Source organism: Streptomyces sp. L-9-10 (assembly GCF_004151105.1).
Taxonomy (GTDB): domain Bacteria; phylum Actinomycetota; class Actinomycetes; order Streptomycetales; family Streptomycetaceae; genus Streptomyces.
Genome location: NZ_PHRF01000121.1, coordinates 35,092 through 49,723 on the forward strand (window position 1 = coordinate 35,092; position 14,632 = coordinate 49,723).

Sequence of the window (14,632 nt, forward strand, 5' to 3'; positions counted from 1 at the left end):
GAGACCGGAGCCCTGACGGAGCGTGGAGTCACCGACGCCGTCGCCGATCCGTCCTATCTCGCGCTCGCCCCGGACGGATCCGTGCTCTACGCGGTCTCCGAGGCCGAGGAAGGCGCGGCGGCGGCATTCGGCACACCGGCGGCGGACGCGGTGAACGGGGCGCCGCGACTGCTGGGGGAGCCCGTACCGGTCCGCGGCGCCGCCCCGACCCATCTCACCCTCACGGCCGGGCATCTGCTGACCGCCAACTATGGTTCGGGCAGTGTCACGGTGCTGCCCGTCGGCACCGACGGCGCTCTCCGGCCGGTGAGCGGAGTGACCAGGCACGAAGGCTCCGGGCCGCATCCGGACCGCCAGCGCGGACCCCACGCGCACCAGGTGGTGACCGACCCGAGCGGCCGGTGGATCCTCACCACCGACCTCGGCACCGACTCCGTCCGGATCAGCGCCCTCGACGCCACCGCCGGCGCGCTGACACCGCACGCCGAGACCGCGCTGCGCCCCGGCACCGGACCGCGCCATCTCGCTTTCCATCCGGGCGGCGGCCACGCGTACGTGCTCAACGAACTGGAGCCGACGCTCACCCTCTGCCGCTGGGACGCGGAGCGGGGTCTGCTCGAACCGGTGGGCGAGGCCCCCGTCCTGCCCGACGGCGTGGACACCGAGGGCTTCGGCTCCGAGGTCGTCGTCTCCCACGACGGACGGTTCGTCTGGGCGGCGGTCCGCGGCCATGACAGCATCGCCGTTCTCGCGCTCGACGCGACCTACGAGAAGGCCGAACTGGTCACCTCGGTCGACTGCGGCGGGCGCTGGCCGCGCGATCTCGCGCTGGACCCGGCGGGCGGCCGGCTCTACGCCGCGAATGAGCACTCCGGGGATGTGACCTGGTTCGACGTGGATCCGGCGACGGGCATTCCGGTACGCGCCGGTTCCCTCGCGGCCCCCGCCGCCTCCTGCGTGGTCTTCGGCTGACCGGTCGGTCGCCGGCCGGTCCTCCGCCCGTACGATCCTTTCCGCCCCCGACGGCTCTCTCCGTACGGGCGAATCCACCCGTACGAGCGGACGTGACCGTACGAGCGGAGGCGACCGTACGCACGGAGGCGACCATACCGACGCGGAAGGGCCCGCGCCGGAGCGATCCGGGGCGGGCCCTTTCCATGGGTACGGGCGTGCTGCGCTCCCGTACTCAGGGGCGTGCGGCGCACGGCCGGTGCGGGTGGGTCAGTGCGTCGGTGTCCCCTGCGGCTGCGCGGCAATGCCCAGCGCGGCCGTGTACTTCGACAGCACCAGCTTCCCGATCGCCGGGTACGCGCCCAGCGGCTCGGCGGCGGCGCAGTCCGCCTCCTTCAGCGCAGCTTCGAGCAGGCCCTCGGGCAGCTCGGGGCCGACGAGATACGGGGCGAGCGCGAGCTGGGTCGAACCGGCCCCGCGCAGCTCCTGGGCCACGGCCGCGATCGAGCCCTCCTCATCGAGCGCGGCGGCCATGACCGGTACGGCGAGGCGCGCGGCCAGCAGCATTCCGGTGATCCCCGCGGTCTGCACCGCTTCCTTGCCCCCCACTGTGGCCAGGATGATCCCGTCGGCCGCCGTGGCGACCGTGAAGAGCCTCGCGCGGTCGGCGCGGGCCAGACCGGCCTCCGACAGGCGTACGTGCAGCCCTTCGGCGAGCAGCGGATGCGGACCGAGGACATCGGTCAGCTCCGCGGTGGCGCCGCTGTCCGCGACGGCCTGACCTATCCGCGTGACCAGCCCACTGTCCGGTCCCACGAGCAGCGGTACGACGACGGCGGCCGGACCCTCGGGCTCGGCCACCTCGCGGCCCGCCGCCTTCGCCAGCTCGTAGCGCTCGGTACGCAGCGCGGCGGTCCCGGCCAGGACGTTCTGCAGCGTGGGGTACTCGGAGTCGTCGCCGTCCAGGTAGCCGATCACGGCGTCGAGGCCGGGCAGCTCGGAACGGGCGATACTGACGACCTCTTCGGCCAGACCGCGGACGGCGGCCGAGGGGGTGCCGGGCACGGCGACGACAAGTGCCGACGCACCTTCGGGAGCAGCGACCGGTTCGGGGCGGCGGTGGCGCCCCGACTGACGGGGTCGCGGCATTCGTACAGGCAGGCCGGATGCGGGCCCAGTGGGGGTGCTCATGGCGTCGAATGCTACTGGTTTTGTGGGCGCGGCTGTTCGGGGAGGGGGCAGTCGCGAACCATCTGTCCTTATTTATCCGTTAGGTGTTTTTCTGCTCATCCATCCTGTTCTGTCAGGACGTTCAGCAGGCGCGCGTCGTGCGGCAGCCGGAGCGCGTCCCCGGCGAGCGCCCCCGCGATGAGCAGCGCCCCGCCGAGCGGATCGGCCGCGGCGGACACGGTCGTGGCGTGCGGAAGTTGACCTGCCAGTTCCGCGCGCAGGGGGACGAGCAGCGGATCACCGAGGCCGAACAGCCCTCCCGTGAGGGCGACTTCGCACGCGCCCGACGGCGGGCAGACCGCCGCGGCGGCCTCCGCGATATGCCGCGCCGCCGTCGAGACGATGCCCGCCGCGATCGGATCGCCTGCCGCGCAACGGGCCACTTCCGGCGCGAACGAGGCGAGTACCGCGGGCCGGTCGGTACGCGGATAGAGCAGCCCTGGCAGCTCGGGAGCGGGCCCGAAAACCTCTTCCATTCTGGACAGCAGTGCGGGCGATCCGCCGCGCCGTCCGTCGTGGGCCCGCATGGCCGCTTCCAGTCCCGCCCGGCCGATCCAGGCGCCGCCGCCGCAGTCGCCCAGCAGATGACCCCAGCCGTCCGCGCGCCGCCAGCCGGTCAGGTCCGTGCCCAGCGCGATCATGCCCGTACCGGCCGCGACGACGGCGCCGGGGCGCTGGCCGAGCGCTCCCGCGTACGCGGTCACCGCGTCCGCCGCGAGCACCAGCCGCCGTACCCCGAGGGAGTGCCCGAGCGCCGCGGGCAGTTCGGCGCGCAGTCCGTCGCCGAGTGTCGCCATCCCGGCCGCGCCGATCGCGACCGCGGACAGGACGCCGGGACCCGAGCCCGCGTCCGCGTTCGCGTCCACGCCCGCCTGCGCCAGCAGGGTGTCCACCGCGGGCAGCAGCCGGGCGAGCAACTGCCCTGCGTCGATACCCGAGGGGCCCGTGCGCAGCGGCTCGGCGGAGGCGGTGGCCGCGACCGTCGTCACGCCCGCCGTCCCGTCGGAAGCCGTCGAGCCGAGCGCGAACCGCAGCCCGGAGCCGCCCGAGTCCACGCCCAGCACCCAGCTCATCGGCACACCACGCTCATCGGCGCATCCGGCTCATGCGGGTGTCCGCCTCATGGCAGCCGCCAGTCCACCGGCTGCGCACCCTGGCCGATCAGCAGGTCATTGGCCCGGCTGAACGGACGCGAGCCGAAGAAGCCGCGGTCCGCCGACATGGGGGAGGGGTGGGCGGATTCGACGGCCGGGTAGTCCCCGAGCATCGGGCGGCAGTTACGGGCGTCACGCCCCCACAGGATGGAGACCATCGGCTTGCCGCGCGCGACCAGAGCGCGAATGGCCTGCTCGGTCACTTCCTCCCAGCCCTTGCCGCGGTGCGCGGCGGGCTTGCGGGGCGCTGTCGTGAGCGCCCTGTTGAGCAGCAGCACCCCCTGCCGCGTCCACGGCGTCAGATCGCCGTTGGAGGGGCGCGGCAGCCCCAGATCCGTATGCGCCTCCCGGAAGATGTTCTCCAGACTGCCGGGCAGGGGCCGTACCTCGGGCGCCACCGAGAAGCTCAGCCCCACCGCGTGCCCGGGGGTCGGATACGGATCCTGCCCCACGATCAGGACCCGCACCTCGTCGAACGGCTGCTGGAAAGCGCGCAGCACATTCGGTCCGGCCGGCAGGTATGTGCGCCCGGCGGCGATCTCCGTACGCAGGAAGTCGCCCATCTCGGCGATGCGTCCGGCCACGGGGCCCAGCGCATCCGCCCATCCGGGCTCGACGATTTCGTTCAACGGTCGTGCTGCCACGGGGTGCCACTCTACTGGTGCGCACGGGGCGCTTCCGCACACACCCGTCAACCCGCCCCCGGCGGACGGTATTTCAGACGGCCCGGTGGTACTGCTGCGGGGTGTGTACCCGCCCGCCCAGCTCTCCGGCGGCGCGGCGGGCCCAGGACGGGTCGCGCAACAGCTCCCTGACGAGCAGTACGGCATCGGCCTCGCCGTTGGCGACGATCTTCTCGGCCTGCTCGGGCCGGGTGATCAGACCGACCGCCGCCACGGGCAGCCGCGTCTCCGCCCGGACCCGGGCCGCGAACGGCACCTGGTAGCCGGGACCGACCGGAATGCGTACGTCCGCGGCGTTCCCGCCACTGGACACATCGAGCAGATCCACGCCGTGCGCCAGCAGCTCGTCCGCGAGGCGCACCGTGTCGTCCACGGTCCAGCCCCCCTCGTCCAGCCAGTCGGTGGCGGAGATCCGGAAGAAGACGGGCAGCTCCTCGGGCCACTCGGCGCGTACGGCGTCCACGACCTCCAGCGCGAACCTCGCGCGGTTCTCGAACGAACCGCCATAGGCGTCGGTGCGCCGGTTGCTGTACGGCGAGAGGAACTGCCCGATCAGATAGCCGTGCGCGCCATGCACCTCGACGATCTGGAAACCGGCCTCCCTGGCCCGCCGCGCCGCCGCCGCGAACTGGCGGAGGATGTGTACGTCGTCTCCAACGTGGCGGCTGGCGAGCCGGTACCCATGACGCCAACGCAGGCTCGTGCTTACGCTGCCGCACTCGTTCGATCTGCGGACAAGGCAGAAGGGCATGTTCCCGATCGTCGCGACGTTGAACGCCGCTGGATCCTCCCCCCGGATTCCGAGGCCACGCGACGAACTGCCGCGAATCTGGACGGACGCCGGCCGGAGAACCAGGAAGACGAGGATGCGGAGCGATGAATCCTGACTACTACCAAACCCTGTCTCTGCTGGAGGTCACCGGCGACGCCCCAGTTACGGCGGTGACCCGACGATCCGCAACGCTTCTCCAAGGACTCGTTGAAGAGGGGCTCGTTACCACGCACACGGCACCCAATCCGATCAGTGGCGGCACGCGGGTCATGATGTCGATCACTGACGGGGGACTGGCCGCTCTTGCGGAGTACCGGGGCGTTCTGGGCAAGGAGACGGGCTGAGCACCACCGAGCCCCTGCCTCACACGAGGCAGGGGCTTTTTTGCGTTTTGTTCCATCCGCGGATCAGCATCGGTCACCCTGGACCCGTGACATCTTCCACGACGACACCCGCCCTGCGACCGGTCTGCCGGGCCTCCTATACGAGTCCTCAGGGCCGTTTCTGCGCTGCTGGTACACGGCCCGCCGTCGGCGTACCGTCGAGGGGTGAACGAACATCTCGGTTATAAGCTTCGCCGGGCCCGGAAACTGGCTGGGCTGACTCAGGAGGGCCTGGCCGAACGTGCGGATGTGTCGGTCGACGTCATCCGTCAGCTGGAGCAGAGACGGAAGGGCTCTGCGCGCCTTCCCACCCTGCACGCGCTGTCAAAGGGGCTCGGTGTAGAGCTGACGTCGCTGCTGGGGGACCCGCCGGGCGTGCCGTCCAACGGAGAAGGTGATCCCCCTCAGATGGTGGCCCTGCGGCGGGCAATCATGCCTCCGCTGTACGCCCCCGTCCCGGAACCTACGGGTGTGGAGACGCTGACTGTGGAGCTTCTGCGCGCTGAGATTGCCGACGCGTGGACGCTCTACCACGACGCGGAGTTCGGCCGACTAATGGAGATCCTGCCCGGTGTGATTGCCGACGCGCGGCAGACGGCGAGCGTCGGAACCAGCGAAGAGCGCGCGGGGGGGCAGGCCGCTCTTGGGAAAGCGCTGCAACTAGGTGGACATCTGTCGATCCGCATGGGGAAGACGGACCTGGCGCTGTCCAGCCTGGAGCGTGCCATAGCTGCCGCGGATGCATCCTCCGACCCTCTGTTGGGGCCGATGATCGCAAACAGCGTCGCATGGGCGTACCAGCGCCAGAACAGGCTTGACGATGCCATCGCGGTAGCTCTCTGCGCGGCTGATCGGGTGAAGAGCACTCGCTTCGACGATGCTGAGGGCGTGAAGGTGTGGGGCGGTCTGACGATGTCGGCCGCCACAAGCTACGCCCGGAGCCGCGACTACGAACGCGCAGACACGATGATGCGCGCTGCTGAGAGGGAAGCCGTGAGGGTCGGCAAAATGCCGACGTCAGAGGACAACCGCATGGTGAGCGTGTTCAGCAAATCGTCAGTGCGTATCGAGCGAGTACGTCTTGCAGTTCAGTTCGGACACCCTGAGGAGGCGCTCGAACTGGCGAAGGGAATGCGCCTCTCGAAGGACACCCCCCCGTCGTGGCGTACATGGCTGCTCCTTGACGTCGCACGCGCCCACACCGATGTAGGTAACGCGGAGGGTGCGGTGAAGGCGTTGGAGTCGCTACGTCGATTTGCGCCTACCTGGATGCGGCATCACACCCTGGCCGTCTCGATCGTTGAAGAGCTGTGGGACCTGCCGAACCGCCCGACAGGTCTCCGTCCTATTGCTGAGTTCCTGGGTGTCGCAGCTTAGCGTGGCAAAACTAGGCCACTACTTCCCTGTGTTGTAGCCGTACACAGGGCAATGCTCGTCGCACTCGCCCATCGTGACGATGGGTGGACGCAAGTGTCCCGGCGCCGCGCGAACGGCCCGGGACGTTGGCCGACGCTGCGAGGAGCGACGACATGGAGAACATTAGCCACAAAAGGTCGGACGCGGAACTGGAGTTGACGGGTCCGGTGCTGACCCGTGCACGGCTCATAGAGGGCAGCGTCCAGCGCTCGTACAACGCCTTCATTGCCCATGCGCAGGCATGCATCCCGTGTCGGGCCGGCGTGGACTGTGACGAGGCCGCAACGCTCCGGCAGTCCTGGCGACTGGCCAAGGACCGGGCGGCCTCGTGATGTGGATTCGGGTCTACCGGGCCAGCAGATCCACCGGGGAGCGGACCGTCGTCAAGCCCCTGCGTGAGGTGCAGCCGGCAAAAGAGCCTGATGAGTCGTCACGCTACCCAGCGTGCCTCTGCCCTCGCTGTCAGACGGGTGGGCAGCCTCATGGTTCCTAGGACGATCATCTGTTCGGTTCTCTGGACGCTCCGACAGGATGTGTCCCACGGCGCTTCGGTAGCCCCTGTGCATCAGTCCGAGTGCGCCACATGCGGTGATCGGTCTCCGGCCGCAGAGGGGTCCCGTGTGGGTCCGGAGGTATGGGCGCTGATCCATACTGGACGGAACCCGTCTCACCGGGACTACCGGGCCACGAGCACCACGATGTGGCGGGCGTTCCCGACGGATCCGGCCACCAGGGCGGACACGATCCCCGCGGAGCCTCCGGAGCCTCCGGAGCCTCCGGAGCCTCCACGCACCCCTCGCCAGATCACGGGTGCGTGGGTACGACGGGTGCGAATGTGGGCCCACGCGCAGGGCCTGTTCGTGTCCGACGGCGGGCCGTTACCGGAACTGATCGTGGACGCCTACCTTGCTGATCATCCCGACGATCCGCGACCGCCATCGTGGCGACCGTGACGCAGCGGGACACGGCGGCGTACCGAACGGTCGTCAGATGCTGTGCGGGCGTGTGGCTGCTGATCGTGTCGCTTGTCGCGATGGTCCTGGCTACGGCCGCGTGGCTGTTCCGGGACTGACACCAGGGCTCCGCTCTCCTCGCCCCCGTGGGAGAGCGGACACAATGGAAGATCGATTCACCCCCGAGAGTGAACCCCCCCAGAAAAGGACGGGGTCACAGGGTCCGACCAGACCATAATTCCTCCGATAGTCAAGGAGGGCCCATGGCCTGGATTTGCCCAAACTGCGCTAAACCCGAGGCAATCGCCTACGTGGTGAATGAATATGGGCTAAACCCATTTCCCTGCCTCTACTGCAACGGAACAGTACTGAACAGCGGAGGCCGTAGCACCCAGTGGGCTACAGCAGCCTGCGAAAATACCCGATGCGCTGGTGTGATCCGGGATTTGTACCACTACTCCCCGCATGCCGGACTGACCGAAGTGGCGCGCTTCCCATGCCACGAATGTGGATCAGGTAACCGACAAGAGGAGAAATCCTGTGGCTGAGGTCCGAGAGAACATATCCTGCCCCACCCCCGGGTGTAGCGGCTCTAGGTGCGATGTCTGGGAAACGGACGAGAACGGCAACAAGACGTGCATATCCCGAACTGAGGCGTGTAGCACCTGCGGTAACTGATCCCGGGCTCCGTGTCTCTGAAGGTGACACACAGAACTCCGCACTCTCCGTTCCTCCGTAAGAGTGCGGACAGGGGAGGGGCCGGCGCGTATCACGGCCGTCGGTCCCTCCCCGCCCCCCAAGCCCCCGCGCGCCTCCGACGTCACGGCACGCGCGGGGAAGGGGCGGGCAGGAGTCCAGGATCGTTGAGGTCGGCCGGCTGGGCTTCTGTCCGCTCACAAATACTTCCGCACGCCCCCGGCGTCACGACGCGTGCGGAAGGGGAAGAGGTAAAAGGTGTTCTGACCGGACACCACACGCCTGACAGCCGTCGCTAGCTAGTAGCAAGCCCCCACGGCCCCGGCCACCTTTCCCCCCAGGGAGGGTGGCCGGGGCTTTCCCATGTCTGGAGTACGCCGATGTCACCTGTAAGTAGGTTCAGTTGGCATGAGCGAGCTGGACGCCGGCGATGGTGCCCTGCGAGGCGAGGAAGCGGGTGATCCGGCGGAACGCCTCGACCTGCGTGTCGTTCCAGATCCCGAGGTCGGCGGGGCTGATACGGCCCTCCGGGCTGACGGCCGTGGCCTCGACGAGGATCAGTCCGGTGCCGCCGGTGGCGCGTGCCGCGAGATGGGAGAAGTGCCAGTCGTTCGGCACCCCGACGTCCGGGCCCGTCTCGTCCGCGGAGTACTGGCACATGGGCGCCATCCAGACCCGGTTGGGGATGGTCAGGGACCGCAGGGTGTACGGCTCGAACAGTGCGCTCACGGCGGACTCCATTCGGAACGTGGGACATCGGTGCGCGGGTCACCGGTACATGGGGCATCGGTACGTGACGGACAGGCCGCCGCGTCGCCGCGAGACCCGCCAACCCTTCGTACGATACCCATCGTAGTAAGATGAATGTCAAACTACGAGAACTCTCGTACAATGAGATCTCGTCGATGACGCGCGATGAAGTGGAGCCCCGCCGTGACCGCCGCGACCAGCACACGTGAACTCGCTCACCCCTCGTGTGCGGAGATCCGTCTGGAGGGCGTGCTCCACGCACTCTCCGACCCCTTGCGGCTGCGGATCGTCCGCGAGCTGGCCGTGGTGGGCGACGAGCTCTCCTGTTCGCACTTCGAGCTGCCCGTCAGTAAATCCACCACCACCCACCACTTCCGGGTGCTGCGCGAGAGCGGCGTGATCGAGCAGAACTACCGGGGCACGGCCAAGATGAGCGGACTGCGCAGGGAGGATCTGGACCGTCTCTTCCCCGGTCTGCTCGACAGTGTTCTGGATGCCGCCGCCGCGCAGGCCGGCCGGCTCGGCGACGGCTGATCCGGAGCCCGGTCGCGTGATCCGGAGACCGGTCTCGGCCGATCCGATGCGCCGACGGGGTGCCGTACGCCTCGGCACGTGCGCGCCATGACAATAAGGGTTGGATTGCCTGATTAAGTTGTGAATGTGTCGGAACATAAATCGATTTCCGCCCAGGAATCTCACGAGCACGACGCTTACCCATGGCCCGTGTGGGAAGTGCAGGGGCACGGCACCGTCACCGGTGCCGGGGACCCCAGGGACGGCGCCGCGCGGCGCGAGATCCTGCCCCCCTGGGTCGATATCAGGCTGACCTTCGCGGACGGCGCGCGCATCGATGTGCTCGCGGTGGTACGGGACGGGCGGATCGCCATCGAGGACGCGCAGGCCGACCCGCCGCTGGCCCTGGACGGTTTCGCCGCGCTCGCCGAGGCGATCGAGGCGCCGCTCCACAACGCCTGTCAGGTGGTCGCCGGCCGGCACCGGCCGCCCGCGCCCCAGCCCGTCGACAGCGCGGTTTCCGCGGACGCCCCTGACGCCCCGGCCGGCCCGCTCGCCCCGGGCGCCGGTGACGGACCACAGCCGCTGCCGGGGCCGGAGGGGGCGGTGGCGCCGGAGGGAGCCGAGCCCGGGTTCGAGTCCCCGTCCGCACCTGAGCCCGTACCGGCGTCGGAACCCGTACCGGCACCCGAATCTGTACCGGCACCTGAAGCCGGGCCCGTCCATGCGTCAGGTTCTGTTCACGTGTCGGGGCCCGTCCACGCGTCGGGGCCCGTCCACGCGTCCGGGGCCGCGCCCGAGCGGCCGGCCGAACGGCCCGTGGGGGAGCCTGCGCCGCATCCCGCCCCGGCCGTCCCGCCCGCGCAGCCGGAGCCCGAGCCGACATCCGCGCAGCCGGTCGCACCGGATACCGCCCCGGAAGCCGCTCAGGACCAGGTCCAGTCAGGCCGGCACCGCGCCCGTCCGTCCCTCCCGCGCGGCAGCGCCGCCCGGCAGGGCGTCGCCGAGATCTACCGGGCCGCCCAGCAGGCCGGCCAGGACCCGGTGCTCGCCGTGATGTCCGCGACCGGATACAGCCGCCGCAAGGCGTTGCGACTGATCGCGGGCGCCCGCGACGAGGGGCATCTGACCCCTCGTCACCACCGGCGCTGACCAACAGCGTTCGTCCCGTCAGTCACCTCGCGTGCGGTTCATCGCCTTACGGGGCGGTGCGCCTCACATGGCGCGCATACGGTTCATCTCGGACGTCTGCTGTGAGATGACATCGTTCGCCATCTCCTCGACCTGGACGTTGTTGCCCTCCGAGAGCGCCTCGGTGGCCATGGTGATCGCCCCCTGGTGGTGAGTGATCATCAGCTTGAGGAACAGCTCGTCGAAGGCCTTGCCCTTCGCCGCCCGCAACTGGGTCAGTTGGGCCTCGGTGGCCATTCCGGGCATCGTGCCGTGATCATGGCCCGCGTGCTTCTTCGCCCCGCCGTTGTTCTTCAGCCAGGCTTCCATCATGCCGATCTCGGGCTTCTGCGCGTCGGCGATCCGTGACGCGAGCCGCTTCACCTGCTCCGAGCCCGCCCGTTCCGGCACGAGCGCGGTCATGTCCAGTGCCTGCCCGTGATGCACGATCATCATCTGCGCATAGGTGAAATCGGCGGAGTTGGGGGTGTTGTCCGGAGCCGCCTTCAGTGCCTCCTCGGCGGAGAGCGTCTTCGCCGGTTCGCCCGGCTTCCCGGGGGCCACCACCCCAGCACCCTTGCCCGTGTCGGCCTTTGCCGCGTCCGTACCGTTGTCGCCGCCCGATTCGCAGGCGCCCAGGGCGAGTGCGGCGGCGGCGACGGCCGCCGCGACGACGGACCGGCGAACACGCGGGCTCCGGTGGCGGATCAACACGGCGACCTCCTGCGGCACATGGTGTGGTGGACATTTCCTAGCACGCTTCAGGCAACGAGTGATCAAAAACTTTCATTACATCTCTGTTGCCATCTGTTGAGATGTACATGAGAGGGACGATACTGCCGAGGTCCGTGACCCGTTCATGTCTGGGCGGGGATACAAGGGAGGACACGTAGTGAGTTCGTTGCACACCACCCGCGTGCGGCGCAGACGCCTGGGCGTGGCAGCAGCCGCGGTCGGGCTCTTCGCGACGTTGCTGACCGCCGGTCCGGCGGTCGCCACACCCGACCCCGGTGACCGTCAGGCCAAGGAGAAGATCTCCAGCGGCCAGGCCGCCGAGGTGAAGTCGGCCATCCAGAACGGCGAGATACCCGGCGTGGACGAGATCGTCCACAGCCGCAACATCAGCCACCTCGCCAATGTGCCCAAGGACCTGATCACGGGGACCAATTCGGACCTCGCGTTCCAGGGCAAGTACGCCTTCTCGGGCAACTACGACGGTTTCCGGATCTTCGACATCAGCAACCCGAAGTCCCCCAAGACCGTCGCGCAGGTGCTCTGTCCCGGATCGCAGAACGACATCTCGGTCTCCGGCGATCTGCTCTTCCTCTCCACCGACTCCTCGCGCAGCGACAACTCGTGCACCAGCACGACGCAGCCCGCCACGGAGAAGTCGTCCTGGGAGGGTATGAAGATCTTCGACATCAGCGACAAGCGGAACCCGAAGTACGTCGCCGCTGTCGAGACCGCGTGCGGTTCGCACACCCACACGCTGGTGCCGGAGCGCAAGGACGTCTACGTCTACGTCTCCTCGTACTCGCCCAGCGCGTCCTTCCCGGACTGCCAGCCGCCGCACGACGGCATCTCCATCATCAAGGTGCCGCGCAAGTCCCCGGAGAAGGCAGCGATCGTGAACTTCCCGGTGCTCTTCCCCGAGGGCGGAAACCCGGGAGCGCCCACCAACCCTGGTGTCTCGGCGACCACCGGCTGCCACGACATCACGGTGCTGCCCTCCAAGGACCTGGCCGCCGGTGCCTGCATGGGTGACGGCATCCTGTTCGACATCAAGAACCCCGAACGTCCCAGGGTGATCGACCAGGTCCAGGACAATGTCAACTTCGCCTTCTGGCACTCGGCCACCTTCAACCAGAGTGCCGACAAGGTCGTCTTCACCGACGAGCTGGGCGGCGGTGGCGCCGCCACCTGCAACGCCGAGATCGGTCCGAACAGGGGCGCCGACGGTATCTACGACATCGTCGGCAAGGGGGACAAGCGCAAGCTGGTCTTCCGCAGCTACTACAAGATCCCCCGCTACCAGGCGGACACCGAGAACTGCGTGGCCCACAACGGCTCGCTGATCCCGGTCAAGGGCCGCGACATCATGGTCCAGTCCTGGTACCAGGGTGGCGTCTCGGTCTGGGACTTCACCAACTCCTCGAAGCCGAAGGAGATCGCGTACTTCGAGCGCGGTCCGATCTCGGCCGAGACCATGGTCGGCGGAGGCACCTGGTCCTCCTACTACTACAACGGCCACATCTACTCGAACGACATGGTCAAGGGCTTCGACGTGCTGCGGCTCGACGACCGTGTGACCGACCCCGCGAAGCGGGTGCGGATGTCCGAGCTGAACGTGCAGACGCAGCCGGACTACTTCGACCGCTCGGGCCACTGAAGCATCGTGTCCTGACTCGTTCCGCCGGGCGGGCAGCCGCCCGGCGGAACGCCGAGTTCCCACTCCAGCCCGTAGCGCTGGAACAGCTCGGCGCGCAACCGTGACAGCGGCATCGGCGCGCCCGGCATCAGAACGGCGAAGACCGCGCCCATCAACAGGGCGCGCAGCAGCGGATAATCGCTGTCCGGGTCCTGTGAGCCGTACCGTTCCACCGTCTCCCGCAGCAGCCCCGCGAGCCGCTGCTGCTCCGGGCACTGCACGAACCCCTCGGCCTGCAGGATGCCGGCCATATGCGTCCGCATCAGGACGGGGCTGTCCTCGGTGAGCCCGAGGATGGCGTCGATCGCCCGTGCCAGCCGCTCCCGGCCGTCGTCCGTGGCCGGTTCACGCTCCAGGGCGGTGTGGAGCGTGCGGTGCATCAGCCGGTGCACGGCTGACTGGAGCAACTGCCGCTTCCCTGGGAAGTAGTACGAGACGAGACCGCGCGCGGAACCCGCCCTGTCGGCGATGTCGGCGAGCGTCGTGGCCTCGTAACCGCGTTCGGCGACCAACTCCACGGTCGCTTGCAGCAACCGCTCGCGGGAACGCCGACGGAGTTCTTCATTGACCGATGCGCTCCGCGGGGACATGCTTTACTCCTGCGTTGACTGGCTCTAAGCCAATATACTCAGCGCGTCCCGTCGCAGACCCTTCCGGGCCTGGTCAGCGGGGCTTCCGCCTGCCTTGGGCGACGCGGGGGATCGTCCAAGGCAGGCGACTTCGGCATGCCCGGTCGGCGTGATGGTGCCCGTTTCGGGCCTCGGGCCGCCCGTTTGAGGCTTTGCTCGCGGCTCTCTTTATGGGTCTATCGCAAGGGTCCCCGGGCCGCCAGGGCGATAACGGGCCGCAGTCCCGCCGGGCGTTCCTCGACCGGCAGATGGTCCACGAAATGGACCGAGCAGCCCAGCTCCGCCGCTCCGCCGTCCGCCTCGCGGTCGTCGCCGACCATCAGCACATCGTGCGGATCCTGCCCCAACTGCTCGCAGGCGGCCTGGAAGAGCCGGGCGTCGGGCTTCTGGATGCCGTGCTCGTACGAGAGCACATACGCGTCGACGAACGCGTCCAGGCCGTGGGCGCGGAAGACCGGCCGCAGATCCCAGCCGATATTGCTCACCACCGCGATCCCGATGCCCTCGCGTCGCAGCGTGCCGAGCACCTCGGCGGCATCGGTGTACGGACGCCACGCGTCCGGCGTCATATGACGGTCGTAGAGCGCGTCGTACAGATCCGGGCTGGGCAGCTCCACCTGCCGGGCGAGCCCTGTGTACGCCGCGCGGTGGCGCCCGGCGCTCTCGTCGCGGGTGGCCCACAGCCCGGCCAGAGCCGGCGGCACCCGCTCCGGCGAGGAGCCACCGGGCAGCGCGCCCGCCACGGCCAGTCGCATCGCGTACCGCCGCACCTCGTCGGGGGGTACGGCGACGCCCGCCTCGTCGAGCACGGCACGCAGCCAGGAGCTCGCGGATTCGATACGGAAGAGGGTTCCGGAGAAGTCGAAGAGCACGCCCTTGAAGGTCATGCGTCCGATCCTCGCCG

At 69.0% G+C, this 14,632-nt stretch carries 13 protein-coding genes and 4 pseudogenes; 9 read left to right on the forward strand and 8 right to left on the reverse strand.

Features of this window, described 5'->3' with window-relative positions; translation table 11 throughout:
* Positions 1-972, forward strand: a 972-nt coding sequence (locus tag CU044_RS28670) for a lactonase family protein (protein WP_129771710.1), incomplete at its 5' end; no start/stop codon positions are given.
* Positions 973-1,221: 249 nt separating this feature from the next.
* Here the strand turns inward: CU044_RS28670 and CU044_RS28675 are convergent.
* From CU044_RS28675 to CU044_RS28690, 4 genes and pseudogenes are all read right to left on the reverse strand, one after another.
* Entirely contained in the window at positions 1,222-2,142 is a 921-nt protein-coding gene (locus tag CU044_RS28675; RefSeq protein ID WP_129771671.1) for a hypothetical protein, read from the reverse strand.
* A gap of 95 nt (positions 2,143-2,237) precedes the next feature.
* Positions 2,238-3,254: a BadF/BadG/BcrA/BcrD ATPase family protein gene (locus CU044_RS28680; RefSeq protein ID WP_129771672.1), complete on the reverse strand. Its 1,017-nt coding sequence runs from the start codon at positions 3,252-3,254 to the stop codon at positions 2,238-2,240.
* A gap of 47 nt (positions 3,255-3,301) precedes the next feature.
* Entirely contained in the window at positions 3,302-3,979 is a 678-nt protein-coding gene (locus CU044_RS28685; RefSeq protein WP_129771673.1) for a uracil-DNA glycosylase, read from the reverse strand.
* Between the two features lie 73 nt (positions 3,980-4,052).
* Positions 4,053-4,658 (reverse strand): annotated as a pseudogene (locus tag CU044_RS28690) (NADH:flavin oxidoreductase/NADH oxidase); the annotation flags it as partial.
* A gap of 236 nt (positions 4,659-4,894) precedes the next feature.
* On the opposite strand from CU044_RS28690, the gene CU044_RS28695 reads away from it, so the two are divergent.
* From CU044_RS28695 to CU044_RS40100, 4 genes are all read left to right on the forward strand, one after another.
* A complete protein-coding gene (locus CU044_RS28695) occupies positions 4,895-5,134 on the forward strand; it encodes a hypothetical protein (protein WP_129771674.1) in 240 nt (79 codons plus the stop codon).
* 204 nt (positions 5,135-5,338) lie between these two features.
* Positions 5,339-6,550, forward strand: a complete 1,212-nt coding sequence (locus CU044_RS28700) for a helix-turn-helix transcriptional regulator (RefSeq protein ID WP_129771675.1) — start codon at positions 5,339-5,341, stop codon at positions 6,548-6,550.
* 152 nt (positions 6,551-6,702) lie between these two features.
* Positions 6,703-6,921 carry a hypothetical protein gene (locus tag CU044_RS28705; RefSeq protein ID WP_129771676.1) on the forward strand — a complete coding sequence of 73 codons (219 nt, stop codon included), beginning with the start codon at positions 6,703-6,705 and terminating at the stop codon, positions 6,919-6,921.
* Between the two features lie 617 nt (positions 6,922-7,538).
* The gene (locus CU044_RS40100; protein ID WP_275670230.1) at positions 7,539-7,661 is read left to right on the forward strand and encodes a hypothetical protein; all 123 of its coding nucleotides are present in this window, start codon (positions 7,539-7,541) and stop codon (positions 7,659-7,661) included.
* 982 nt (positions 7,662-8,643) lie between these two features.
* Here CU044_RS40100 and CU044_RS28710 read toward each other — a convergent pair.
* Positions 8,644-8,967: pseudogene (locus tag CU044_RS28710) on the reverse strand (NADH:flavin oxidoreductase/NADH oxidase); the annotation flags it as partial.
* A gap of 186 nt (positions 8,968-9,153) precedes the next feature.
* Here CU044_RS28710 and CU044_RS28715 point away from each other — a divergent pair.
* From CU044_RS28715 to CU044_RS40240, 3 genes and pseudogenes are all read left to right on the forward strand, one after another.
* Positions 9,154-9,522: a helix-turn-helix domain-containing protein gene (locus CU044_RS28715; RefSeq protein WP_129771677.1), complete on the forward strand. Its 369-nt coding sequence runs from the start codon at positions 9,154-9,156 to the stop codon at positions 9,520-9,522.
* Positions 9,523-9,720: 198 nt separating this feature from the next.
* Positions 9,721-9,993 (forward strand): annotated as a pseudogene (locus CU044_RS40235) (DUF6214 family protein); the annotation flags it as partial.
* Positions 9,994-10,419: 426 nt separating this feature from the next.
* Positions 10,420-10,653, forward strand: a pseudogene (locus CU044_RS40240) (DUF6214 family protein); the annotation flags it as partial.
* Positions 10,654-10,716: 63 nt separating this feature from the next.
* Here CU044_RS40240 and CU044_RS28725 read toward each other — a convergent pair.
* The gene (locus tag CU044_RS28725) at positions 10,717-11,403 is read right to left on the reverse strand and encodes a DUF305 domain-containing protein (protein ID WP_129771678.1); all 687 of its coding nucleotides are present in this window, start codon (positions 11,401-11,403) and stop codon (positions 10,717-10,719) included.
* A 160-nt stretch (positions 11,404-11,563) separates the two neighbouring features.
* Between CU044_RS28725 and CU044_RS28730 the strand changes: the two genes are divergently transcribed.
* Positions 11,564-13,060, forward strand: coding sequence for a hypothetical protein (locus CU044_RS28730; protein WP_129771679.1), 1,497 nt, complete (start codon positions 11,564-11,566; stop codon positions 13,058-13,060).
* On the opposite strand, the gene CU044_RS28735 is transcribed toward CU044_RS28730, so the two are convergent.
* The gene (locus CU044_RS28735) at positions 13,036-13,689 is read right to left on the reverse strand and encodes a TetR/AcrR family transcriptional regulator (RefSeq protein ID WP_129771680.1); all 654 of its coding nucleotides are present in this window, start codon (positions 13,687-13,689) and stop codon (positions 13,036-13,038) included. The genes CU044_RS28730 and CU044_RS28735 overlap by 25 nt on opposite strands.
* Before the next feature lie 215 nt (positions 13,690-13,904).
* Positions 13,905-14,615 (reverse strand): HAD-IA family hydrolase, encoded by a 711-nt coding sequence (locus CU044_RS28740; protein ID WP_129771681.1) that lies wholly within the window; start codon positions 14,613-14,615, stop codon positions 13,905-13,907.
* Between the last annotated feature and the right edge of the window lie 17 nt (positions 14,616-14,632).

Bases quoted from the DNA above. Each gene is read 5' to 3' on its own strand.
- CU044_RS28675 (WP_129771671.1), bottom strand. From the start codon at position 2,142: ATGAGCACCCCCACTGGGCCCGCATCCGGCCTGCCTGTACGAATGCCG.
- CU044_RS28680 (WP_129771672.1), bottom strand. From the start codon at position 3,254: ATGAGCTGGGTGCTGGGCGTGGACTCGGGCGGCTCCGGGCTGCGGTTC.
- CU044_RS28695 (WP_129771674.1), top strand. From the start codon at position 4,895: ATGAATCCTGACTACTACCAAACCCTGTCTCTGCTGGAGGTCACCGGC.
- CU044_RS28705 (WP_129771676.1), top strand. From the start codon at position 6,703: ATGGAGAACATTAGCCACAAAAGGTCGGACGCGGAACTGGAGTTGACG.
- CU044_RS28715 (WP_129771677.1), top strand. From the start codon at position 9,154: ATGAAGTGGAGCCCCGCCGTGACCGCCGCGACCAGCACACGTGAACTC.
- CU044_RS28735 (WP_129771680.1), bottom strand. From the start codon at position 13,689: ATGTCCCCGCGGAGCGCATCGGTCAATGAAGAACTCCGTCGGCGTTCC.
- CU044_RS28740 (WP_129771681.1), bottom strand. From the start codon at position 14,615: ATGACCTTCAAGGGCGTGCTCTTCGACTTCTCCGGAACCCTCTTCCGT.